At 73.5% G+C, this 21,411-nt stretch carries 17 protein-coding genes and 2 riboswitches; of the genes, 9 read left to right on the plus strand and 8 right to left on the minus strand.

The window, feature by feature from the left end; translation table 11 throughout:
* The first annotated feature begins 48 nt into the window (after nt 1-48).
* Complete coding sequence (locus ACPPVX_RS10130) at nt 49-3,831, plus strand: FG-GAP-like repeat-containing protein (protein WP_426574778.1); 3,783 nt, start codon at nt 49-51, stop codon at nt 3,829-3,831.
* A gap of 5 nt (nt 3,832-3,836) precedes the next feature.
* Here the strand turns inward: ACPPVX_RS10130 and ACPPVX_RS10135 are convergent, their stop codons facing one another.
* Both ACPPVX_RS10135 and ACPPVX_RS10140 read right to left on the minus strand, forming a co-directional pair.
* The gene (locus ACPPVX_RS10135; protein ID WP_426574779.1) at nt 3,837-4,907 is read right to left on the minus strand and encodes a Gfo/Idh/MocA family protein; all 1,071 of its coding nucleotides are present in this window, start codon (nt 4,905-4,907) and stop codon (nt 3,837-3,839) included.
* Nucleotides 4,904-5,932: a Gfo/Idh/MocA family protein gene (locus ACPPVX_RS10140; protein WP_426574780.1), complete on the minus strand. Its 1,029-nt coding sequence runs from the start codon at nt 5,930-5,932 to the stop codon at nt 4,904-4,906. Before ACPPVX_RS10140 ends, ACPPVX_RS10135 begins: the two co-directional genes overlap by 4 nt.
* A gap of 56 nt (nt 5,933-5,988) precedes the next feature.
* A riboswitch (Fluoride riboswitch) is annotated at nt 5,989-6,053 on the plus strand.
* A 16-nt stretch (nt 6,054-6,069) separates the two neighbouring features.
* On the opposite strand from ACPPVX_RS10140, the gene ACPPVX_RS10145 reads away from it, so the two are divergent.
* Nucleotides 6,070-7,377: a chloride channel protein gene (locus ACPPVX_RS10145; protein ID WP_426574781.1), complete on the plus strand. Its 1,308-nt coding sequence runs from the start codon at nt 6,070-6,072 to the stop codon at nt 7,375-7,377.
* Nucleotides 7,378-7,387: 10 nt separating this feature from the next.
* Here the strand turns inward: ACPPVX_RS10145 and ACPPVX_RS10150 are convergent, their stop codons facing one another.
* Nucleotides 7,388-8,008 (minus strand): hypothetical protein, encoded by a 621-nt coding sequence (locus ACPPVX_RS10150; protein ID WP_426574782.1) that lies wholly within the window; start codon nt 8,006-8,008, stop codon nt 7,388-7,390.
* Nucleotides 8,009-8,109: 101 nt separating this feature from the next.
* On the opposite strand from ACPPVX_RS10150, the gene ACPPVX_RS10155 reads away from it, so the two are divergent.
* Together ACPPVX_RS10155 and ACPPVX_RS10160 are read left to right on the plus strand one after the other, a co-directional pair.
* Nucleotides 8,110-9,000: an aminoglycoside phosphotransferase family protein gene (locus ACPPVX_RS10155; RefSeq protein WP_426574783.1), complete on the plus strand. Its 891-nt coding sequence runs from the start codon at nt 8,110-8,112 to the stop codon at nt 8,998-9,000.
* An 89-nt stretch (nt 9,001-9,089) separates the two neighbouring features.
* Nucleotides 9,090-10,349, plus strand: coding sequence for a diguanylate cyclase domain-containing protein (locus ACPPVX_RS10160; protein WP_426574784.1), 1,260 nt, complete (start codon nt 9,090-9,092; stop codon nt 10,347-10,349).
* 8 nt (nt 10,350-10,357) lie between these two features.
* Here the strand turns inward: ACPPVX_RS10160 and ACPPVX_RS10165 are convergent, their stop codons facing one another.
* On the minus strand, nt 10,358-11,062 hold the full coding sequence (locus tag ACPPVX_RS10165; protein WP_426574785.1) for a class I SAM-dependent methyltransferase: 705 nt from the start codon (nt 11,060-11,062) through the stop codon (nt 10,358-10,360).
* Between the two features lie 64 nt (nt 11,063-11,126).
* On the opposite strand from ACPPVX_RS10165, the gene ligD reads away from it, so the two are divergent.
* The 5 genes from ligD to ACPPVX_RS10190 all read left to right on the plus strand — a co-directional run bounded on the left by ligD (nt 11,127) and on the right by ACPPVX_RS10190 (nt 16,497).
* Nucleotides 11,127-12,137: a non-homologous end-joining DNA ligase gene (gene ligD / locus ACPPVX_RS10170; protein WP_426574786.1), complete on the plus strand. Its 1,011-nt coding sequence runs from the start codon at nt 11,127-11,129 to the stop codon at nt 12,135-12,137.
* The gene (locus tag ACPPVX_RS10175) at nt 12,134-12,799 is read left to right on the plus strand and encodes a YkgJ family cysteine cluster protein (RefSeq protein ID WP_426574787.1); all 666 of its coding nucleotides are present in this window, start codon (nt 12,134-12,136) and stop codon (nt 12,797-12,799) included. The genes ligD and ACPPVX_RS10175 overlap by 4 nt, the downstream gene beginning before the upstream one ends.
* A gap of 122 nt (nt 12,800-12,921) precedes the next feature.
* Entirely contained in the window at nt 12,922-13,671 is a 750-nt protein-coding gene (locus ACPPVX_RS10180; RefSeq protein ID WP_426574788.1) for a hypothetical protein, read from the plus strand.
* A 94-nt stretch (nt 13,672-13,765) separates the two neighbouring features.
* Nucleotides 13,766-16,042 (plus strand): molybdopterin-dependent oxidoreductase, encoded by a 2,277-nt coding sequence (locus ACPPVX_RS10185; RefSeq protein WP_426574789.1) that lies wholly within the window; start codon nt 13,766-13,768, stop codon nt 16,040-16,042.
* Nucleotides 16,039-16,497, plus strand: a complete 459-nt coding sequence (locus tag ACPPVX_RS10190) for a winged helix-turn-helix transcriptional regulator (RefSeq protein WP_426574790.1) — start codon at nt 16,039-16,041, stop codon at nt 16,495-16,497. The genes ACPPVX_RS10185 and ACPPVX_RS10190 overlap by 4 nt, the downstream gene beginning before the upstream one ends.
* Before the next feature lie 28 nt (nt 16,498-16,525).
* On the opposite strand, the gene ACPPVX_RS10195 is transcribed toward ACPPVX_RS10190, so the two are convergent.
* The 4 genes from ACPPVX_RS10195 to ACPPVX_RS10210 form a co-directional block, all read right to left on the minus strand.
* On the minus strand, nt 16,526-17,401 hold the full coding sequence (locus ACPPVX_RS10195) for a 5'-3' exonuclease (protein WP_426574791.1): 876 nt from the start codon (nt 17,399-17,401) through the stop codon (nt 16,526-16,528).
* A gap of 61 nt (nt 17,402-17,462) precedes the next feature.
* The gene (locus tag ACPPVX_RS10200; protein WP_426574792.1) at nt 17,463-18,227 is read right to left on the minus strand and encodes a hypothetical protein; all 765 of its coding nucleotides are present in this window, start codon (nt 18,225-18,227) and stop codon (nt 17,463-17,465) included.
* A gap of 157 nt (nt 18,228-18,384) precedes the next feature.
* Nucleotides 18,385-19,371 carry a hypothetical protein gene (locus ACPPVX_RS10205; RefSeq protein WP_426574793.1) on the minus strand — a complete coding sequence of 329 codons (987 nt, stop codon included), beginning with the start codon at nt 19,369-19,371 and terminating at the stop codon, nt 18,385-18,387.
* A 53-nt stretch (nt 19,372-19,424) separates the two neighbouring features.
* Nucleotides 19,425-21,137 (minus strand): DUF4214 domain-containing protein, encoded by a 1,713-nt coding sequence (locus ACPPVX_RS10210; protein WP_426574794.1) that lies wholly within the window; start codon nt 21,135-21,137, stop codon nt 19,425-19,427.
* Between the two features lie 78 nt (nt 21,138-21,215).
* A riboswitch (cobalamin riboswitch) is annotated at nt 21,216-21,348 on the minus strand.
* Between the last annotated feature and the right edge of the window lie 63 nt (nt 21,349-21,411).

The following is a 21,411-nucleotide window of genomic DNA, read 5'->3' on the forward strand; positions in this document are numbered from 1 at the left end:
CGGCCGATGATGGGAACGGGTGCTGACGGCGACGATGGAGCGAACGAGATGACGGTGCAGGCGATCGGCCGGACGCGTCGGCGCCACCGCGCCGCGACGATGGCGCTGGCCGTGCTGGCCACGCTCGTGCCGCTCGTGGCCGCAGCCCCCCAGCCCGCCGGCGCCACGGCGCCCGCCCTCGGCTTCCAGCTCGCCGACCTGGGGATGATGATCGTCGACCCGGGGAGCGGCCGCGTCTTCGTGTCGGGGGCCGACAAGGTGGTCGCGTTCAGCCCCGAGGGAGCCCAGCTCGGCGCCATCACGCCGGTGCCCGAGGCCCGCGGCATGGCGTTCGACGACGACGGGTTCCTCTGGGTCGCCGAGTCCGGCGCCGATGCGCTCGCCAAGATCGACCCGAGCACCCTGACCAAGGTGGCCGAGTACCCGGTGGGCGCGTACATCAGCGCCTCGATCGCCACGATCGCCGGCCAGATCTGGTTCTTCAGCCCGCGCGACTTCAACCCCGAGCTCCGCTCGCTCGACCCCACCACCAGCGAGGTCACCGACCACGGCATCGTGCAGGACAGCTGGAACATCACCGAGATCCCAGGCTCCACCACCCAGGCGCTCATGGCCGCATCGTCGGGCAAGCCGTACCGGGTCCACAAGGTGGACCTCACGACCAACCCGATCACCGTCATCGGCGAGGTGGAGGCCCCCGCCTGGTCCCAGCTGAACGACCTGGCCGTCACCGAAGCCGGCACCTTCCTGGTGGCCGCCTCGAACCAGAGCAGCCGGCTCGTCGAGTACAGCTCCACGCCCGACGCGGCCGGCGTGATGCACCCGACCGGGGCGTCGTACCCCACGTCCCAGTACGGCACCACCGTCGCCTACAGCCCAGGGGCGGGCGGGCTCATCGCCACGGAATCGGAACAAGGCCGCCTGACCCTGTCGCGGCGAGGGGTGCCCCTCGTGGCCGAGGGCCTCACCGACGGCTTCTGGAAGGTGGCGCTCGCCCCCGACGCCACCCGCGCCTACCTCCTGACCGGCGACGACGACCGCTGGCTGTCGCTGACCACGCGGGACCTGGCACCCACCGTCACGGGGATCAGCGGACCGGCGATCCCGCGCGGGGTGGACGCCCGCCGCACGATCACGGGGACGGGCCTCGGCCTGATCACCTCGGTGAAGCTGGGCGGGGCGCCGGTCGCCCTCTCGCACCAGGGTCCGAACCAGATCACGATCGACGTGCGCACGTCTGCCACGGTGGGCACCCAGCCGCTCGTGCTCGACGGCCCGCTGGGGCCGGTCTCGACGACCGTCCAGGTGATCGCCAACGGCACGGCGACGCTCCGAGGAACGGTGACGCGAGCCGGGACGCCGGTCGCCGGAGCCTCGGTCTCGCTCACCGGCGAGACGGGCCCCGCCCGCACCACCACGACCGGACCGGAGGGGACCTACCAGCTCGCCAACGTGGCCTTCGGGCGCCACCTGGACCTGGTGATCACCGCGCCCGGCACGTCGACCTCGATCGCCAGCAACGACCTCGTGCTCGACGGGACGGTCGATCCGAGCGCCTGGACCCGTGACGTCGACTTCGCCTCACCCCCGCACCGCACCCTCGAACGACGCCGGCTGCCGCTGCCGCCCGGCGACGTGCGCCAGGTCATCACCGACCCCGCCACGGGCCGCGCCTACGTGGCGGTCGGCGACGCCATCGTCGTGGTCGACAGCAACGGCCGGCAGGTGGGACGCATCCCCGACCAGTGGGAGGTGAGCGATCTCCAGATCGTCGGCTCCAAGCTCTACGCCATGCTCCCCAACGCCGGGAAGCTGTCCGAGATCGACACCTCGTCGCTCGCCGTCGTGCGGAGCCTGGCGCTCCGGCGAGCCTCCTCCGGCTCGTTCGCGATCACCGGGAACCGGGTGCGGTTCGCCGACGGCTCCGGCCCGGGCCGGAAGGAGGCGACGCTCGACCTGACCACCGGCGCGGTCACCGGCGGCCTGGATCCCACGCTCGACCAGGCGCGCTTCGGCAGCATCGAGGGCGCGCCGAACCGCTACCTCGCCTGGAGCCCGATGGTCAGTGCCATGACGGTGGCGCACCTCGACGGCACCGCCGCCACCCCTGCGGTGCTCGCCACCGACAAGCCCTGGTCGCGGGAGCGGTACCCGTTCGACTTCGTCGCCTCGGCCACCGCGGACCGGCTCTGGGGCGACGACGGGAGCGAGCTGGTGCTGAGCACCATGACGCCCACCGGGACGAACTACCCGGGCACGAGCAGCAGCGCGGTGGCGCACTCGCCAGGCCACGGCGGCGTGCTCGCGTTCCAGCACGTCGTCGCCCGAGCCGGCGATGCGCGAGCCACGCACACGCTGACCGCCGACCCCGCGCGGTACGGCCTGGCGCTCGACGCCGCCGGCGACCGGGCGTTCATCGCCACTGCCGCGGGCGAGCTCGTGGTGGACGGCCTGGCCCCGGTGGTCGACACCGCCACGCCCGCTCCGGTCATCGACCAGCCGGCGCCGATCACCTTGACGGGCGCCGGGCTGGGCGGCGCCACGTCGGTGCGGTTCGACGGGGTGTCGGTCCCGTTCACGATCACCGATGCCGAGCACCTGAAGGCCACGCCACCCACCCAGACCCCCGGCGCCCACCTGGTGACCGTGACCAGCCCCTGGGGCGCCTCGGTGCCGATCACCGCCTCGTTCGCCGCCCCCCTGAAGGTCACGGCGGCGGCGCCCGCCTCGGGGACCGCCCTGGGCGGCACGACGGTCACCCTCACCGGGTCCAACCTGCTCGGCACCACCGGCGTCACGTTCGGCGGCCGACCCGCGACCGACCTCCACGTGGTGTCGGCGACGACCCTCACCGTCACGGCGCCCCCGCACCCGGCCGGCGGCGCGGTGATCGTCGCCCAGCGCGGCACCTACGCCTCGACCGGCGGCCCCCGCTTCCGCTACCTCGATCCGCCGACCCCCGTCTCGAGCCTCCCCGCGGTCACCCGGCCCCAGACCCTGGGCGGGGCGTACCAGCCGATCGCCGGCGACTTCGACGGCGACGGGACCGACGACCTCCTGCTGTACCAACCGGGCGCCGGCGCCGACGTGATCCGCACCTACCGCGGCGATGGCACCTTCACCACCCGCTCGGTCAGCGTCTCGGGCACCTTCACCCCCGTGGCGGGCGACTTCACCGGCGACGGGGTGACGGACGTGCTCTGGTACGCACCCGGCAGCGCTCCCGACAGCCTCTGGGACTTCAACACCGGCGGCACCCACACCTCCACCCCGATCACCATCAACGGCACCTACCGGCCCGTCGCCGGAGACTTCACCGGCGACCACGTCGACGACATCCTCTGGTACGCACCCGGCACCGCCCCCGACAGCCTCTGGGACTTCAACACCGGCGGCACCCACACCACCACCCCGATCACCATCAACGGCACCTACCGGCCCGTCGCCGGAGACTTCACCGGCGACCACGTCGACGACATCCTCTGGTACGCACCCGGCACCGCCCCCGACAGCCTCTGGGACTTCAACATCGGCGGGACCCGCACCACCACCGCGGTCACGGCGCCCCAGGCCCACACCTACACGCCGGTGGCGGGCGACTTCACCGGCGACGATGTCGACGACATCCTCTGGTACGCCAGCGGAGGCCCGAACGATCCGCTCTGGGAGGTGGACGCGGGAGGCAGCCACACCACCACGACGCTGGCCACCCCGCCGTCGGCCCGCCCCACCGCGGCCGACCTGACCGGCGGGGGCACCGACGACATCTTCTGGTACGGCCCCGGGACGGTGCCCGACGTGACCTGGTTCATGGCACCCCTCGTCCCCTGACCGGGTCAGCGTTCCCGGAGGTCCTCGGGGAGCCAGCTGGCGCGGTCGGGGTGGTCGGCGGCGAGCGGCAGCGCCTGCGGGAGACCCGAGCGCGCCGACCCGTACCAGGCCGTGACGATCTCGAGCGCGGTCCGGGCATCGTCGAGGCTCACGGGGAGCGGGCCCCCGCTCACGATCGCGTCGTGGGTTGCCGCCAGCTGGCCCCGCCACCCGCTGAGCGGCGGCGTCCAGGCGGCGAGCGCGGCCTCGGCGCGGCGGGCCACGTCCTTCGACCCGTAGTGGAAGGTCCACGGCTCGGCGCCCGGCTTGTAGGGCGACTGGGACGACTCGACCGTGAGGTGCTCGAACACGAACCGCAGGCGGGACGTCTCGACCGCGGCGCCGAGCGTGACCGTGGCGGTCATGAGCGCACCGTCGTCGGTGGTGATCACCGCGGCCGCGCAATCCTCGACCTCGATGTCGAACGAGCGCGTGGTGGTGCGGGCGACCACCTCGGCGGGCGCACCGCCCAACCAGGTGAGCAGGTCGTGCAGGTGGATGGCGTGGCTGAGCACGGCCCCGCCGCGCTCGCCCGCCCACGTGCCGCGCCACGGGACCGCGTAGTAGGCGTCGCCGCGCTTCCACATGGTCTCGCTGGTGGCGACGAGCAGCCGCCCCGGGATGCCGGCATCGATCAGCCGCTTCAGCTTCTGCGATCCGGCGCCCCAGCGGTACTGGAAGATCGGCGCGACCCGGCGACCGGTGCGGGCCTCGGCCTCGGCCAGGCGGTCGACGGCAGCCACCGAGTCGACCAACGGCTTCTCGCACACCACATCGGTGCCGGCCTCGAGGCACTGGATGATCTGCTGCTCGTGCAGGTGCGGGGGTGTGCAGATGTCGACCACGTCGAGCCCCAGCGCCAGCAGCGAGTCGAGGTCGGGCACGGCCTTGATGCCGAGGAGGCGGGCCTGGCGGCGCCGGGCGGGCGCGGGGTCGGCCACGGCCACCAGCTCGAAGTGCGACCGCAGCCGCAGCAGCGCGAGCACGTGCAGCCGGCCGATGCCCAGGCCCACGACGCCGATCCGCAGCCGGGTCATGCCGTCACCGCCGCCGGCCACGTTCCGGCGGCCGCCTGGGCCCGGAGCGTGAGGTCGCACACGGCGTACACGTGGCGCTGGCTCACGAACGTGTCGCTCTGGTCCACCACGTCGGCCACCAGGCGCCGGGCCCAGTCGACCTTGGCCGTCTTGCAGTCGATCCGGTGCGTGCCCTTGCCGTCGACCACGATCAGGTGCTCCTTGCCCTTCTTGCCGGCGATGTCGACGTTGGTGCGGGCCTCGATGGTCCCCTCGGTGCCGACGATCATCAGCCGGCCATCGCCCCACGTCTTGAGACCGGCAGGGGACAGGTAGTCGACCCGGTGGGTGCCGATGGCGCCTCCACCCGCCAGCACCATCTGGCCGACGTCCTGCATCGCCGGGTGCCGAGGGCTCGACACGTTGCCGACCAGCGAGCTGATCACGTCGACCGCGTCGGCGCCCGTGGCCATGAGGAACTGGTCGGCCTGGTGCGACCCGATGTCGACGAGGATCCCGCCCGTCGCCGTGGGGTCCCAGAACCAGTCGGGACGGCCGCCGGCGCCCATGCGGTGCGGGCCGAGGCCGATCACCGACACCACCCGGCCGATGTCGCCCAGCTGCGCCCGGCGGCACGCCTCGGCGACCGCCCGGTTCTCGAACCGCTCGCCGAACATCACCCACCAGCGCTGCCCGGTCTCGGCGACCGCTTCCTCGATGGCGGCCAGCCCGTCGAGCGTGGTCACGCCAGGCTTGTCGGCCACCACGTCCTTGCCCGCCCGCAGGGCCCGCGCCGCGAGGTCGCCGCGCTCAGACGGGATGGCCGCGGTGACGATGAGATCGATCGACGGGTCGTCGATCACGTCGTCGACGGACCGTGAGCGGGCCCGGGGCCCGAGCAGCTTCATGGCCGCCACGTTCGGCGTCCCCGACGCGTGGAACGCGGCGATGGTGGCGCCGGCCTGCCAGAGGCGGGCCGACAGGACCAGCCCGTGGTTGTGGTCGAGCCCGATGACCCCGACGCGGATCTTGCCCCCTGAGCGCATCCGGCCGACCCTACCCAACCCTCCCCGCTGGTCGACCGGGTGGGGGCCTCGCTACGATCGGCCCGGGCGATGGGGCTCGCCGCAACCGCCGGTCCACCCGGCTGATGGCTCCTACGAGACCGACAGAAGCGCGTCCCGTGGAGATCCCCGTGCCCCCACCCGAGTCCGATCCCCCGCACGGCACCGAGCCGGCGGCCGACCACCGGCCCGACCGCGGTGCCGTGGTGCGGTGGCTCGTGCGCATCGGCTTGGCCGCGCTGGTGGGGCTCCTCTCCGGCGTGGCGTCGGCGGCCTTCCTCAAGGCGATGGGCTGGGCGACCAAGAGCTTCGTCGAGCACCCGCTCCTGCTCTTCGGGCTGCCGCTCGCCGGGTTCGCGGTCGGCCTCGTCTACCACTACTTCGGGCGCGGGTCGGGAGCCGGCAACAACCTGATCCTCGACGAGATCCACGAGCCGCAGGCATGGATCCCTCGCCGCATGGCCGGGCTGATCTTCATCGCCACGATCATCACGCACCTGTTCGGCGGCTCCGCCGGCCGGGAGGGCACCGCCGTGCAGATGGCCGGCAGCATCGCCGACGGCCTGGCCAAGCGCCTGGGCATCACCGGCCACGAGCGGCGCATCCTCCTGGTCGCCGCGATCGGCGCCGGGTTCAGCGGCGTGTTCGGCGTCCCGGCCGCCGGGTTCGCGTTCGCTCTGGAGGTGCAGACGCTCGGACGTCTGCGCCGCTCGGCGATCGTGTCCACCGCGGTGGCCGCCGCTGTGGCCGACGCGACGGTGCTGAAGCTGGGCATCGTCCACGACGCGCTCCCCTCCCTCGGGACCGTCCACCTGTCGCCGCTGCTGCTCGGCAAGCTGATCATCGCCAGCGCTGCGTTCGGCCTCATGAGCACGGTCTTCGCCGAGGCGCTGCACCGGGTGCACCGCTGGTCGGCCCGGCTCGCGTCGTGGCCGCCCGCCCGGCCCCTGCTCGGCGGCGTCCTGGTCATCGCGGCGACCGGCCTCGTCGGCACCCGGGCCTACCTCGGCCTGTCGCTCCCGCTCATCGGCCTGTCGCTCGCGGGCGGCGCCGGCGTCGCGCTCGGCGCGTTCGCATGGAAGACCCTGTTCACCGCGCTCACCCTCGGCTCCGGGTTCTACGGCGGCGAGGTCACCCCGCTGTTCGTCGTCGGCGCCACGCTGGGCGTCACCATGGGCCACGTGCTGCACGCGCCCATCGCGCTGACCGCCGCCGCCGGCCTGGTGGCCGTGTTCGCCGGCGCCAGCAACACGCCCGTCGCCAGCACGATCCTCGGCCTCGAGCTGTTCGGGCTCCACCCGGCCCTGGTCGTGGTGTTCGCCTTGGCCTGCGGCGTGTCCTACGTGTGCTCGGGATCGAGCGGGATCTACACCAGCCAGCACCGACGCCGCTGGGGGTTCCGCCACCAGCGCCCGACACCCGCCTGACCGCGGCCGGTCAGAACCGGCGCCGCGTCCAGAGGGCAGCGGCGGAGAGCACGTGCCACGCGGCGTGGGCCTGGAACGGCGACTCGGGACGGCACAGGGGCTGGCCGGTGCGGCCCAGGACCTGGAGCGTGAGGCCGACCACCCACAACGGGAGCGAGACCACGAGGTCGCGATGGGCGGTGCTGTGGGTGAAGCGCCGCGCCGTGGCCGCCAGGGCCAGGGCCCCCGCCACGCCCTGGGCGACGTCGGTGGTGCGGGGGTGGGCACCAGCGGCCGCCGCCGCGGTGACCCCGGCGATCGCGGCCGGGGACATGGGCCGGCCTTCGGCGATCGTGATGTCGGAGAGCGCCATCAGCCCGAACATCGCCAGCAGCGTGGCGTCGTGGGCCCACTTGCCGGCCGCGCCGCCGGGCCCGTGGTAGGCCACCGATCCCATGCCCACCCCGATCAGCGACCACGCGTAGGCCCGGTCGGGGTGGTGGTGGCGCAGCAGCTCGGCGCCCGCGGCCACGTAGGCCAGGCTCGACACGGTGTTGGCCGGCTGCGAGACCAGCCCCGGCCGGCAGTGCTCGCAGTCCGAGTACGCCAGCACGCGCGGGCGATCGCCGAGGGACGTGGGTTCGCCGGGCACCACCGGATCGTAGGGGCGCACCGCGGCACCCGCGCGGGGCCGCGGGCCGCCGTGATCGGCGATCGCCGCGCCCGCCCGGCACCGACCGGCAGACTGACCGGGTGATCGGTGCCGTCGACCCACCTGCGCCCGAGGTCGAGATCACCGAGGAGCTGGTGCGATCGCTGCTCGCCGCCCAGCACCCCGATCTCGCCGACCGGCCGTTGACGCCGCTCGACGCCGGGTGGGACAACGTCACGTTCCGGCTCGGCCCCGACCTGGTGGTCCGGCTGCCCCGACGGGCGGTGGCCGCCCCGCTCATCGTCAGCGAGCAGCGGTGGCTGCCCGAGCTCGCCGCCCACCTCCCGCTCCCGGTGCCCGTGGCGGTCCGGACCGGCGTGCCGAGCGCCCGCTACCCGTGGCCGTGGTCGGTCACGCCGTGGTTCCCCGGAACGTCCGCGCTGGCGCAGCCTCCCGCCGACCTCGAGCGGGCCGCCGCGCAGCTCGGGGCCTTCGTGGCCGCGCTCCACCGGCCGGCGCCCGCCGAGGCCCCGGCCAACCCCTACCGGGGGATCCCGCTGGCCGACCGCGACGAGCAGGCCCGCGCCGCCATCGAGGCCCTCGGCACCACGATCGACGGTCCCGCCGCCCTGGCCTGCTGGGCCCGCCACGCCGCCCTCCCGCCGTGGGCCGGCCCCGCGCTGTGGCTGCACGGCGACCTCCACCCGCACAACGTGATCGTCCACCACGGCGAGGTGGCCGCGGTCATCGACTTCGGCGACATCACCTCGGGCGACCCGGCCACCGACCTGGCGATCGCGTGGATGCTCCTGCCCCCCGCGGCCCGACCCGCGCTGCGGAGCGCGGCCGGCGTCGACGACGGCACGTGGGAGCGGGGACGGGGGTGGGCGCTGGCCCTGGCGCTGGCCTACGTGTCGAGCCCGCTCTCGACCCCCGACTTCGTCCGGCTGGGCCGGGCCACCATCACGTCGGTGCTGACCGACCCCACCTGAGCCCCGGCTCCGATCGCCGGCCCGCGGGTGGTGAAGACCGCCCACGGTGGCACACTGCCTACTGCGAGTAACCGAAGGGAGGTTTCGCCGTGGCCGCTGGCAACGACGGGCTCGACATCCCAGACGGCGCCACCCACGGACCCGACGGACTCGTCGGGCCCGAGCACCTCGACGCCATGCTCCCCTTCCTCTCGGAGGCGATCTTCGTCTTCGACCGCAACGGCGACCTGAAGGCCCGGCTCTCCCCGCCCAACGGGCTCCTGGGCTACGGGATCGAGGCCGGCGCCAACGTCTTCGCCCACGTGCACCCCGACGACGCGCCGCGCGGCCTCCAGATCGGCGCCGAGGCGCAGGAGGCGCAGCACGGGTGGACCGGGGAGGTGCGGGTGCGCCTGCGCCACGCCGACGGCTCGTGGCGCACCTTCGACCTGCGCATCCACAACCGCTTCGGCGACCCGGAGATCGACGGCATGGTCGGCATCATGCGGGAGGTGCCCACCGCCGAGGCGGGCGATGCCGGCCTCGATCCCGAGCTCACCGCGATCGGCGACGATCTGCCCACCGCCTACCTCGCCCTGGGCCAGCGCGGCACCATCCGCTACGCCAGCGAGGCCGCCACCGAGCTGCTGCGCACCTCCCGCGACGCGCTCATCGGCCTCCCCATCAACGAGCTCGTCGTCGACCAGGACCAGCCCATCGTGCTGTCCGCCTACCACGCCCTGCTCCACACCACCGGCGCCCGCACGGTGGTGGCCACCACCCGCAACCGCTTCGGCGGCCGGGTCGTCGAGGCCGAGCTCCACACCCGCGGCACCGACACCGAGCACAAGGTGGTCACGGTCGTGCTGGTCGACCACACCGCCGAGCCCGAGCTCGTGCGCCTCGCCACGCGAGACGCCCTCACCGGCCTGGCCAACCGCACCAAGGTGCTCGGCACCATCAGCGGCCTGCTGCTCGATCCCGAGCCGGTGCTGTCGGTGGTCTACGTCGATCTCGATGACCTCAAGAGCATCAACGACACCTACGGCCACGAGACCGGCGATCGAGCCCTGGTCGCGGTCGGCGAACGCCTTCGGGAGCTGGTCCGCCCGGCCGACCTCGTCGGCCGGATGAGCGGTGACGAGTTCGTCATCGTCTGCCCCGGCCTCACGGGCGGCGCCCTCATGCGGTTCGTGCAGCGCGTCGGCGAGACGGCCACCGAGCCGGCCATCGTGATCGCTCCCAACGGCGAGCGGGTGTACCTCGCCGTCAGCGCCGGCGGGGCCACGGCCGTGGCCGGCGACACCACCGCGTCGCTGCTGCGCCGGTCCGACGAGGCCATGTTCGCGGCCAAGCACCACCGCAGCTGACGGGCCGGTCAGGCCGCAGGCCTCCAGCCGGCGATCACGGCGAAGCGCCACGACTGGAACACGCAGGCGACGTCGGCGAGGCCGGCGCGCTGGAGCATCTCGAGCTGGTCCGGCACCGACGCGGGCAGGTCGATCGCCATGCGGGCATCGGCCGCGGCGAGCACCTCCTCGGTGGCACCCCGGGCCCGGCAGTGCTCGCGCCACCGATCCCGGAAGTGCTGGTCGATGCCGGGCGTGGGGCCGGCGACCTGCTCCGCGTTGACGAGCACCCCGCCCGGAGCCAGGACGGCCGCGGCCCGCGCGTACAGGTCGGCCTTGCCGGCGTCGTCGAGGTGGTGGATGGCCAGTGCCGATGCCACCACGTCGAACGGCCCCTCCGGCAGGTCGTCGCGCAGGTCGGCGACCACCGTGGTCACCCGGTCGCCCAGCGGCGCGAGGCGCTCGGCCGCCCGCTCCAACATGGCGGGCGCCTCGTCGAGGAGCACGAACGAGGCGTCGGGCAGCGCGCCGGCCAGCACGCCCGAGAGCAGGCCGGTGCCGGCGCCCAGGTCGAGGACGCGCACCGCACCGGTGCGGCCGAGCGACGCCACCTCGGCGGCCGTGCCGTAGAACTCGTCGAAGCACGGGATGAGCACCCGCCGGTCGGTGTCGTAGGTGTCGACCCAGCGGTCGAACCAGGCCTGCGGGTCGGCGGTTCCCTCAGTGGTGCTCATGGGTGCGACGGTACGCCCGCGTCCAGGCGGCACGCAGGTGAGTTCCGGCGGTACCGTCGATCGCATGGCCAGCGAGGAGACCACCGTCGAAGCCAGCGGGCGAGAGCTCCGCATCACCAGCCCCGACAAGGTGTTCTTCAAGACCCGCGGCGAGACCAAGCTCGACCTCGTCCACTACTACCAGGCCGTCGAGGAGCCGATCCTCGCCGCGCTCGGCGGCCGGCCCACCTTGATGCAGCGGTTCCCCGACGGGGCGCACGGCAAGTCGTTCTTCCAGAAGCGGGTGGGGGCGGGCGCACCCGACTGGCTGCAGCAGACCGAGGTCGCCACGCCCAACGGCACCACCAGCAACGCCCTCGTGATCGCCGATCTGGCCCACCTCCTGTGGGCCGTCAACATGGGCTGCCTGGGGTTCCACCCGTGGCCGTTCATGGCCGACGACCCGGAGGTGACCGACGAGCTGCGGATCGACCTCGACCCCGGTCCCGGCGTCACGTTCGACATGGTCCGCGAGACCGCGTACGAGGTGAAGGCCCTGTTCGACGGCGAAGGCATCACCAGCTTCGTGAAGACCAGCGGGAGCAAGGGCCTGCACATCTTCGTGCGGCTCCGGCCCGACTGGAACGGCTACGGGGTGCGCTCGGCGGCCGTCGCCGTGGCCCGCGAGCTCGAGCGGCGCCGGCCCGACCTCATCACCGCCCAGTGGTGGAAGGAGGACCGGGGCACGCGCGTCTTCGTCGACTACAACCAGAACGCGCCGCACAAGACGGTCTTCGGCACGTGGTGCGTCCGGCCGAGGGTGGGCGGCCAGGTGTCGTGCCCGATCCCGTGGGACGAGGTCGCCACCGTCGAGATCGACGATCTGACCCTCGCCAACGTCCCCGCCAAGATCGCCGCCGAGGGCAACCCGTGGGCCGCCATGAACGACGCGCCCCAGTCCATCGACACCCTGATCGACTGGTACGACCGAGACCTCGACGACGGGATGATGGACGCCCCGTGGCCGCCGCAGTACCCCAAGATGCCCAACGAGCCGCCGCGCGTGAGCGCCAGCCGGGCCAAGAAGGAACCGTGAGCGACGGCTCTGCCGGGGCCGACGACGGGGTGACCACCGCGGCCGACGACGGGCTGGCCGCCGGCCCGTTCGCCGCCTGGGCCGACGCCATGGATGCCGCGCTCGCCGGCGATCGCGACGCCGACGTGCCCTGCGGGACCTGCACCGCCTGCTGCACCTCGTCGCAGTTCATCCACATCGGCCCGCACGAGACCGATGCGCTGGCCCACATCCCCGCCGCCCTCCGCTTCCCGGCGCCGGGCCTGCCGAAGGGCCACGTGCTTCTCGGCTACGACGAGCGCGGCCACTGCCCCATGCTGAGCGACGGGCTGTGCACCATCTACGACCACCGGCCCCGGACCTGCCGCACCTACGACTGCCGGGTGTTCCCGGCGGCCGGCATCGAGGTCGACGACGCCACCAAGCGGGAGATCCGCGACCGGGCGCGGCGCTGGCGCTTCGACCACCCCACCGAGGACGACCGCACCGAGCACGACGCCGTGCGCGCCGCCGCCACCTACCTGCGCGAGCGCGCCGACGAGCTGCCCGACGTGGTGGCCCACCTCGACGCCACCCAGCTGGCCGTCCTGGCGGTCGAGGTCCGCGACGAGTTCAACGACGGCGACGTGCCCGACCCCGAGCGGGTCCACGCCGAGGTCAGCGACCGCCTCCTCGGCCCCTGACCGCACCGGCGGCGCCGACCGACCGGTGGCGCTGACCGGCACCCCCGGCCCGGCGCATCGGGGCGAGCCGCGACGGCCCGCCGGTAGGGTCCGTCGTCATCAGGCGAGGCGTGGAGGCGGAGATGTCCCGACAGCGAGCGGAAGACCAGGCCACCAGAGGACGGCGGCGCCGCCGTGCCGCGCTGGCCGGGGCGACCGGTCTCTTGATCCTGGGCGGGTGGCACCTCACCGCCGGTGCCGAGGGCGGGCTCACCGTCACCCCGTCGAGCGGTCCGCCCGGCACCGGCTTCCAGGTGCAGGTCGACTGCGGCGTGACACCGTCGATCTTCCAGATCAACACCCAGGGCGACCAGGTGCAGGGCACCATCGCTCCCCGCCCGCCCGACGACGTCACCGAGGTCTCCCCGTCGGTCTGGGCCATCGACGAGACCGCCGGCGACTGGGACTCGGCCTACTCCGCCACGTGCGACGCCGCCGCCGCCGGCACCGGTCGCTTCGACACCGATTCGCCGCGGCTCTGGCTCGGGCCCCGGCCGGCGCACATCGCCCACTCCACCCCGACGTCCACGCTCGAGGGCACCGACTGCCCGCAGGGCTCCAGCGCCACCGGCTTCTTCTTCATCGGGGAGACCCGGAAGGCGTTCAGCGCCGAGATCGATGAGCGCGGCGACTGGTCGGTCCCGCTGCCGGTCCCGTTCGGTTCGGCGGCCATCACGGTCGAGGCCTCGTGCGGCGCCGTCACCTACGACACCCTCCGGATCGACGGCCCCGCCGGACCGAGCCCGTCGGTCGTTCCGCCCACCGTCGCCGGCGCCCCTCCGGAGGCTCCGGCCGCCACCCCCCAGCCGGGGACCGCGGGCTACACCGGCTGACCAGCGGGCTCCCGCCGGCCGCACCCGCGACCGGCTGGCCGAGCGGCACGTCCCGAACTAGGTTCGTTCGTTGAACCGACTCCCAGGGGGCCCGATGAGCGTGCCGACCAGCGATCCCACCCACGACGCCGGTGCCGAGTGGCACCAGAGCGCGTGCATCCTGTGCAGCATCAACTGCGGGATCGAGGTGAAGCTCGACGGGCGGAGGTTCGCCCGCATCCGCGGCGACAAGTCGCACCCCACCTCCGAGGGGTACACCTGCGAGAAGGCCCTCCGGCTCGACCACTACCAGAGCTCCACGGACCGTCTCACCAGCCCGATGCGCCGCCGCGACGACGGCACCTACGAGGCGATCGGGTGGGACACCGCCATCGCCGAGATCGCCCAGCGGTTCACGGCGATCAAGGACCAGCACGGTGGGGAGAAGATCTTCTACTACGGGGGTGGCGGCCAGGGGAACCACCTCGGCGGCGGGTACAGCGGTGCCACGCGCGCCGCGCTGGGGTCGCGCTACGCGTCGAACGCGCTGGCCCAGGAGAAGACCGGCGAGTTCTGGGTCGACGGCCAGCTGTTCGGCAAGCCGCAGTGCCACACCACCGGCGACTACGAGCGCGCTGAGGTGGCCGTCTTCTTGGGCAAGAACCCGTGGCAGTCGCACGGCTTCCCCCGGGCCCGGCCCATCCTCAAGGCCATCGCCAACGATCCCGAACGCTGCCTGATCGTGATCGACCCCCGGCGCACCGAGACCGCGGAGCTGGCCGACATCCACCTCCAGGTGAAGCCGGGCACCGACGCCTGGTGCCTCACCGCCCTGCTGGCGGTCCTGTTCGACGAGGACCTGATCGACCACGACTTCCTGGCGGCGCACGCCAACCGGCTCGAGGAGCTGGCCGGCGTGATCGGCTCCGTCGACGTCGCCCGCAGCGCCGCCATCTGCGGGGTGGACGAGGAGCAGCTGCGCACCACCGCCCGGCGGATGGCGGGGGCGGCGAGCATGTCGATCTTCGAGGACCTCGGCATCCAGCAGGCGCCGCACAGCACCCTCAACTCGTGGCTGGAGAAGCTGGTGTTCCTCCTCACCGGCAACTTCGGCAAGCCCGGCGGGATGAACCTCCACACCGCGTTCGCCCAGCTGTTCGGCCGCAGCACCGCCACCCCACCCACGCCGGTGGGCGGCCACCGCATCCTCACGGGCCTGGTGCCCTCGGCGGTGATCCCCGACGAGATCCTCACCGACCACCCCGACCGCTTCCGGGCCATGCTCATCGAGAGCTCCAACCCGGCGCACTCGCTGCCCGACTCGAAGCGGTGGCGGGAGGCGCTGCGGGCGCTGGAGCTCGTCGTCGTCATCGATGTGGCGATGACCGAGACGGCCCGCGAGGCCGACTACGTGCTCCCGGCGTCCACCCAGTTCGAGAAGTGGGAGGCCACCTTCTTCACACTCGAGTTCCCGGCCAACGCGTTCCAGCTCCGCCGGCCGCTGCTGCCGGCGACGCCCGGCACCCTGCCCGAGCCCGAGATCCACGCTCGCCTCGTCCGCGCCCTCGGGGCCCTGACCGACGAGGACCTGGCCCCGCTGCGCAAGGCCGCCGCCCAGGGCCGGGCGGTCTTCGCCGACGCGTTCCTCACGGCGATGCTCACCCAGCCCCACCTGTCGAAGATGGCGCCCGTCGTGCTGTACGAGACGCTCGGCCCGACCCTCCCCGACGGCGACGCGGCCACCGCGGCGGTGTGGGGCCTGGCCCAGATCGCGGCGATGACGTACCCCGACGCGGTGCAGCGGGCCGGCCACGCCGATGGCGACGCGCTGTTCGACGCCATCGTGGCCAACCCCCAGGGCGTGGTGTTCACCCTCGACGAGTACACCGCCACCTGGGACCGCATGGAGACCGCCGACCAGCGGATCAACCTGGTGGTCGACGAGCTGGTGCCCGAGCTGCTCGGCCTGGCCACCGAGGACCCCACGCCCATCCACGATGAGTTCCCGTTCATCCTCTCCGCCGGCGAGCGCCGGTCGTCCACCGCCAACACCGCGTTCCGCGACCCGGCCTGGCGCAAGAAGGATCCCGAGGGCGCCCTGCGCATCCACCCCGACGATGCCGCCGGGATCGGTGCGCTCGACGGGTCCATCGTCCGGATCACCACCAAGGGCGGATCCGCCGAGGTCCCCGTCGAGCTCACCGAGACCATGCACGTCGGGCACGTCTCCCTCCCCAACGGACTGGGCCTCGACTACCCCGACGCCGACGGCAACCGCGTCCGCCACGGCGTCGCGCCCAACGAGCTCACCTCGGTCGACAACCGCGACTGGTTCGCCGGCACCCCCCTGCACAAGAACGTGCGGGCCCGGCTCGAGGTGGTGGCGTCGTGAGGCGGACCCGGTTCGACGACTGGCCGTGCCCCATCGCCCGGACCATCGACCTCCTCGGCGACTGGTGGACGCCGCTCGTCCTGCGCGAGGCGTTCGCCGGCCGCCGCCGCTTCGACGAGATCCAGCAGGCCCTCGACATCCCGAAGGCGGTGCTGTCCGCCCGTCTGGCCCGCCTGGTCGACGAGGGGCTGATGACCAAGGAGCCGTACGAGGACCGGCCGGCCCGCTACGAGTACCGGCTCACCCCCAAGGGCCGGGCGATGTGGGACGTCCTGGCGGCGATGTGGCGGTGGGGCTCCGACTGGGCGTTCGACGGCGAGCCGCCCGCGATCCTGTCCGACCGAGAGACGCACCAGGAGGTGCGCCCGCTCATCGTCGACGAGGAGACCGGCGCGCCGCTCGACGTCCGCCGCATCCGCATGCGCCGCAACCCCCGCGCCGAGCTCCCCGCCTGACGGCCGGATCAGCGACCGGGGTGCCCGCTCAGGCGAGCTTGGCCGCGAGGCGGTCGGCCCGCTCGACGAGGCTGCCGGCGTCGAGGCGGGCGGCCACCTCGGCCAGCTCCGGACGCGGGCCGGTCCAGCGCAGCTCGTCGACGTTCTCGATGGTGGGCGCCTCGGTGCGGATGGTGGCGATCAGGCGGAACAGGAGGGCGTCGTTGAACTGCTCTCGGAGGGTGGCGCCGAGCTTGGCCGCGCCGCGAACCGTCACGTCCCAGTCGGCCGGGTCGGGCGGGATGTCCTCGAGGTGGCCGTACCGGGCCAGGACGGCGGCGGCCGACTTGGCGCCCCAGCCGGCCAGGCCGGGGAAGCCGTCGGCGGTGTCGCCCACCAGGCCCAGGTAGTCGGCGATCGACTCGGGTGGCACGCCGAACTTCTCTCGCACCTCGTCGACGCCGCTGACCAGGCCCTTGCGCCGGTCGAGCTGGAACACCTTGCCGCCGACGCACTGCCCGAGGTCCTTGTCGGGCGTGCAGATCAGCACGCGCTCGACGCGGTCGTCGGCCGCGGCGATCTCCGCGGCCGCCCCGAGGGCGTCGTCGGCCTCGAACTCGATCATGGGGAACACGACGAAGCCCAGCGCCACGAGCAGCTCCTCGACCAGGGGGAACTGCGACTTCAGCTCCTCCTCGATCCCGGACCCGTCCTTGTAGGGCTCGTAGAGCTCGTTGCGGAAGCTCGGGATGATGTGGTCGGTGGCGATCCCCACGTGGGTGGCGCCCTCCTCGAGCAGCATCAGCATCGACCCGGCGACGCCCCGCGTGGCCCCCACCTCCTGGCCGTCGCCGGTGATGTGCGACGGCAGCGCGAAGTGGTACCGGAAGAGCTCGTACGTGCCGTCGATGAGGTGGACCTGCATGTCACGACCCTTGCAGACCGGGGCGCAGGCCGCGTCCGGAGGCGATCGGGCCCCGGACGCCTCAGATGAACGGGATGATCGGCGGGATGGTCACCCCGGGCAGATCCGGCGGCACCACGGTGGTGGGCACGGTCGGGTCGGGGACGGTGTCGGGCACCGTGACCGGAACGGTCGTGTCCGGGACCGTGTCGGGCACCGTGACCGGGACCGTCGTCTCCGGGACCGTGTCGGGCACCGTCACGGGCACGACCGTGTCGGGGACGGTGGTCTCCGGCACGGTCGTCGGGGGCTGGGTCGTCGACGGGATGGTCGTCGACGGCTGGGTGGTCGTGGGCACGTTCCCCGGCCGGCGGGTCGGCCCGACGGTCACCCCCTGGCTCGTCGAGGTCCCGCCGCCGTCGAGCCCCAGCAGCGTCCAGATCGATGTCTGGCCGGTCCCACCGCTGATCACCAGCAGATCGCTCAACCCGCCTCCCGCGCCCGCGGGCCCGCCCTGGCGGATGATCCTCGCCTCCTGCACCGCGGACCGCAGCTCGGCCCGCGACACCGTGCCGTCGGCCATCGCCTCCACCGGGTCGGCGACCTTGCCGATGGTCTTGACCTCCTGGGACTGGGCGTCGGCGGTGGCCCGGTGGCTCGCACCCAGCGCCCGGCCGAGCTGGTGCGCTCCCGGGACGTCACCGCCTCCGAGGATCAGCATGACGACGAGCGCAGCACCCACGCCGGCGACCAGAACCACGGGGGTCGCGATGCTCGGGCGGAACCAGGTCCGCCAGTCTCGGGAGGCGGTCATGGTGAGCGCGGCGCGGGTCTTTGGTGCCGGCACGGTTCCTCGATTCCCGTCCGCCGTCGACCTGCGTGGCGGACGCCGTCACGGTAGGTCCGGCCCTCAGATCGAGGGTCCACCAACCGGCGTACCGTGCTTCACCCCGGGCTCGTGCTGCACTCACCTCGTGCGGTCGCCACGGTCGGCGACCGCCCGCTCAGGTGGGGACGATGGGGTGCTGACCAGCGGTCCGACGGCGCCGGACCAGCACCACGCCGCCGCCGATGAGGGCGACCACGGCGAGGAACCCGAGGACGGAGGGAAGCGGCGAGCCGCCTCCGCCCCCCGATGAGCTGGAGCTGCCACCCGACGTGCTCGCGCCGGCTGCGGCCACCTCGCCCTTGGCCCCGGAGCCGGACCCGGCGTCGCTCCCGCCCGGGTTTGTGGTGCCGCCGTCGGCCTTGGCCTCGTCGGAGCCCTTGGCCGGGGAGGTGGTGGTGGACCGACCGGTCGGGTCGGTGGTGCTGGTGGTCGAACCGGCGGGGTCGCCCCCGGCGCGGGTGACCTGGGTGCCCTGCCCGGTGGTGCCACCGGTCGGTCCGCTGCCCGACCCGGTCAGGCCGCCCGAGCCGCCACCGGGCCCGGTGCCGCCGGAGGGCTGGGTGGTGGCGGTTGGGGGCCGGGTGGTGGCGGGGGCAGGCGCTTCGGCGGCGCGCGTCCCCTCGGTGGCCGCGCGCGGGGTGCCGCCCGTGCCGTACCGCCAGCCGTCGACATCGCCGTCGGACAGCGTGACCGCGCCCGCGCCCACGGGGGCGACCCGCCCGTCGTGGCTGTAGGACCAGTAGTCGACCGACTTGCCCAGGCAGTCGGGCGGATCGGTGCCGACCCCGCGGAGCCGGCACACGGCCTTGCCGATGCCCGAGTACTGGTCGAAGACCGGGTTCAGGTCGGTGATGACGGAGGCGGCCCGGTTCAGGGCCTCGATCCCGGAGATCGACCCGTCGAACGAGATGCACGCCGACCACACGGGCCCGGAGCCGGTGTCGACGACCACGGTGGCCCGGTGGGGACCACCGCCGGCGACGGGCCCGCCGCCCACCGCCTGGCAGCCGCCCGTGGCCTGCACCCGGGCGGGGGCCGCCATCGTGGGCACGGCGACCGCGAGGACCAGGCCGAACGCCCCGGCGGCGATCGCTGCGGCCACGACGGGCCGCCGACGTCGTCGGGCGCCACCGTGGCGCCCGACGACGGTTCCGATCACGACGTCAGCGACCCGTAGAACTCGTCGCTGGCGGCCAGCGTGGCGAGGAGCACCTCGACGCGCGTGGTGGCGATCCTGGTGATCCAGTAGGAGCGCTCACCGGAGGTGGGCACCCGGTCGAGCACCCGGTCGAACGCATCGTTGACCACGTGGCGCCGGTACTCGGTGCTGGCGACGAGGCTGCGCGCCACCCGCTCGACCGACTTGCCCTGGTTCAGCTGACCGATCCAGTACGCCCGGCCCGATGCGTCGGCGGCCCGGCCGAGCACCGACTGGTAGACGGCGTCGACGAACTTCGGGATGGTGCCGCCGGCCTTGCGGAAGTACTCCGACGAGCCGGTCAGGCGGGACAGCACCTCGGGACGGCTCAGGGTGATGAGCTTGCCGGCCCAGTAGGACCGGCCCGACGGATCGACGCTGCGGTGGAAGGCCTGCTGGAACAGGTCTTCGACGGCCGCCTCGCGGCTGTCTTGGCCCGCGACCACCGCAGTGGCGGCGGCGACGCGAGCTGCCTTGATCGAGGTGTTGGGCCCGACCGCATCGGACGCCAGCTGGTGGGCGCCGTCGAGGTTGGGATCGGGGGCGGCAGCCGGCGAGGCCAGGCGCTCCGAGTAGCCGCGGACGAGCTGCTCGCGCTCGAGGGTCAGGAACCGCTGCCGGGAGAGGGCCTGCACGGTCTGGGTGGTGGCGAACGTGTTGGTGCCGAAGGTCGGCGAGTCGTTCTGGCTGTTGATGTGGCCGTCGACGGCCTGCTGCGTGCGCAGCCAGGCCTGCGGGCTGACGTAGGTGCCCGACGACGGCGTGCCGTACGTGGTGCGCCAGCCCGAGGTGGTGGTGTCGATGTGCAGGTCGCTGAGGGCGACCGTGGCGGTGGAGGTGGAGTTGGGATCGCTGCTCCCGAAGGCCTGCCACGAGCCGTTGGCCTGCTGGTGGGCGGCGAGGAACTGCACGCCCTTCTTCACGGCGGCGTCGGTGGTGGTCAGGTCGGAGGAGGCCAGGGCGTCGAGGGCGAGCGCCGTGGTGTCGACGTCCTCGCCAGGGCCACCGGTGGGCGTGCCGGTGTAGTCCCACGACCCGTCGGCGCGCTGGCCGGCCTTGATCTGGGCGACGAGGCCGGCGGGGACGGCGGTGTTGGTGGCTTCGAGGGCGATGGGCACGTAGAGCAGGCCGTTGAACAGGGCGCCGAGGGCGTAGCTGCCGTCGACCTGCTTGTGGGCCTCGAGCACGGCGGCCAGGTCGACCGGGGTGGCGGAGTCGTTCGACGGGTCGAAGTCGGTGGCGTCGATGCCGAGCGGAGCCGCGACGAGCGCGATCAGCTTGGCGGCACGGGCGGCACCGGCGTTGTTGGTGGGGTCGGTCGCGGCGTTCCCGGGGACCAGGCTGGCCTCGGCGAGCTTGTCGAGGGCGTCGAGCGGGTCCTTGCCGGTGCCGTTGTCGAGGGAGGCGATGGCGTCACGGGCGTCGTTGGCGCTCCAGTTGTCGCCACCCTGCGAAGAGGCCGCCAGGGCGAGCACGGCATCGGGGGTCTCGAAGCCGGCGAAGCCGGAGACCTCGAACCCGCCGTCGGCCTGCTGCTGGGTGAGGAGCCACGTCTGGGCCTTGTTGACCGTGGTGTCCCCGGCCGGTTCGGCACCGGCGCCGCCGGCGGCAGCAAGGGGGGCGAGCAGCGACAGGCCGAGGCCTACCGCAACGAATCGACGGATCGACATGGAACTTCCTCCAAGACCCCGAACCTCGGGGGTCGTAACTGGTCCCGGTGAGCGGGACGGAGCGACCGTCGGAACGGGAGTTCCGGCGGAGTGGAGGCGGGTCACCTGGCTCCCGGCCACGAGGGCCGGTTACAGCTGCGGGTCAGCGTCGGACTCTCACCGACTTCCCCCGTTGTGCACCGGAGTGCACGCCCGCCGGCAACTTCCGGGTTGCCAGCGACCTCAACTGGCTGTCACCGTACGGGTCAGCGCGGCGCCCGGTCAACGTGGAGCC

It is taken from the genome of Aquihabitans sp. McL0605 (assembly GCF_049993875.1).
Taxonomy (GTDB): Bacteria; Actinomycetota; Acidimicrobiia; order Acidimicrobiales; family Iamiaceae; genus Aquihabitans.

Excerpts from the sequence above, each read along its gene's own strand:
- ACPPVX_RS10130 (WP_426574778.1), top strand. The coding sequence starts at position 49 with ATGACGGTGCAGGCGATCGGCCGGACGCGTCGGCGCCACCGCGCCGCG.
- ACPPVX_RS10135 (WP_426574779.1), bottom strand. The coding sequence starts at position 4,907 with ATGACCCGGCTGCGGATCGGCGTCGTGGGCCTGGGCATCGGCCGGCTG.
- ACPPVX_RS10140 (WP_426574780.1), bottom strand. The coding sequence starts at position 5,932 with ATGCGCTCAGGGGGCAAGATCCGCGTCGGGGTCATCGGGCTCGACCAC.
- ACPPVX_RS10165 (WP_426574785.1), bottom strand. The coding sequence starts at position 11,062 with ATGAGCACCACTGAGGGAACCGCCGACCCGCAGGCCTGGTTCGACCGC.
- ligD (WP_426574786.1), top strand. The coding sequence starts at position 11,127 with ATGGCCAGCGAGGAGACCACCGTCGAAGCCAGCGGGCGAGAGCTCCGC.
- ACPPVX_RS10180 (WP_426574788.1), top strand. The coding sequence starts at position 12,922 with ATGTCCCGACAGCGAGCGGAAGACCAGGCCACCAGAGGACGGCGGCGC.
- ACPPVX_RS10185 (WP_426574789.1), top strand. The coding sequence starts at position 13,766 with ATGAGCGTGCCGACCAGCGATCCCACCCACGACGCCGGTGCCGAGTGG.
- ACPPVX_RS10195 (WP_426574791.1), bottom strand. The coding sequence starts at position 17,401 with ATGCAGGTCCACCTCATCGACGGCACGTACGAGCTCTTCCGGTACCAC.
- ACPPVX_RS10210 (WP_426574794.1), bottom strand. The coding sequence starts at position 21,137 with ATGTCGATCCGTCGATTCGTTGCGGTAGGCCTCGGCCTGTCGCTGCTC.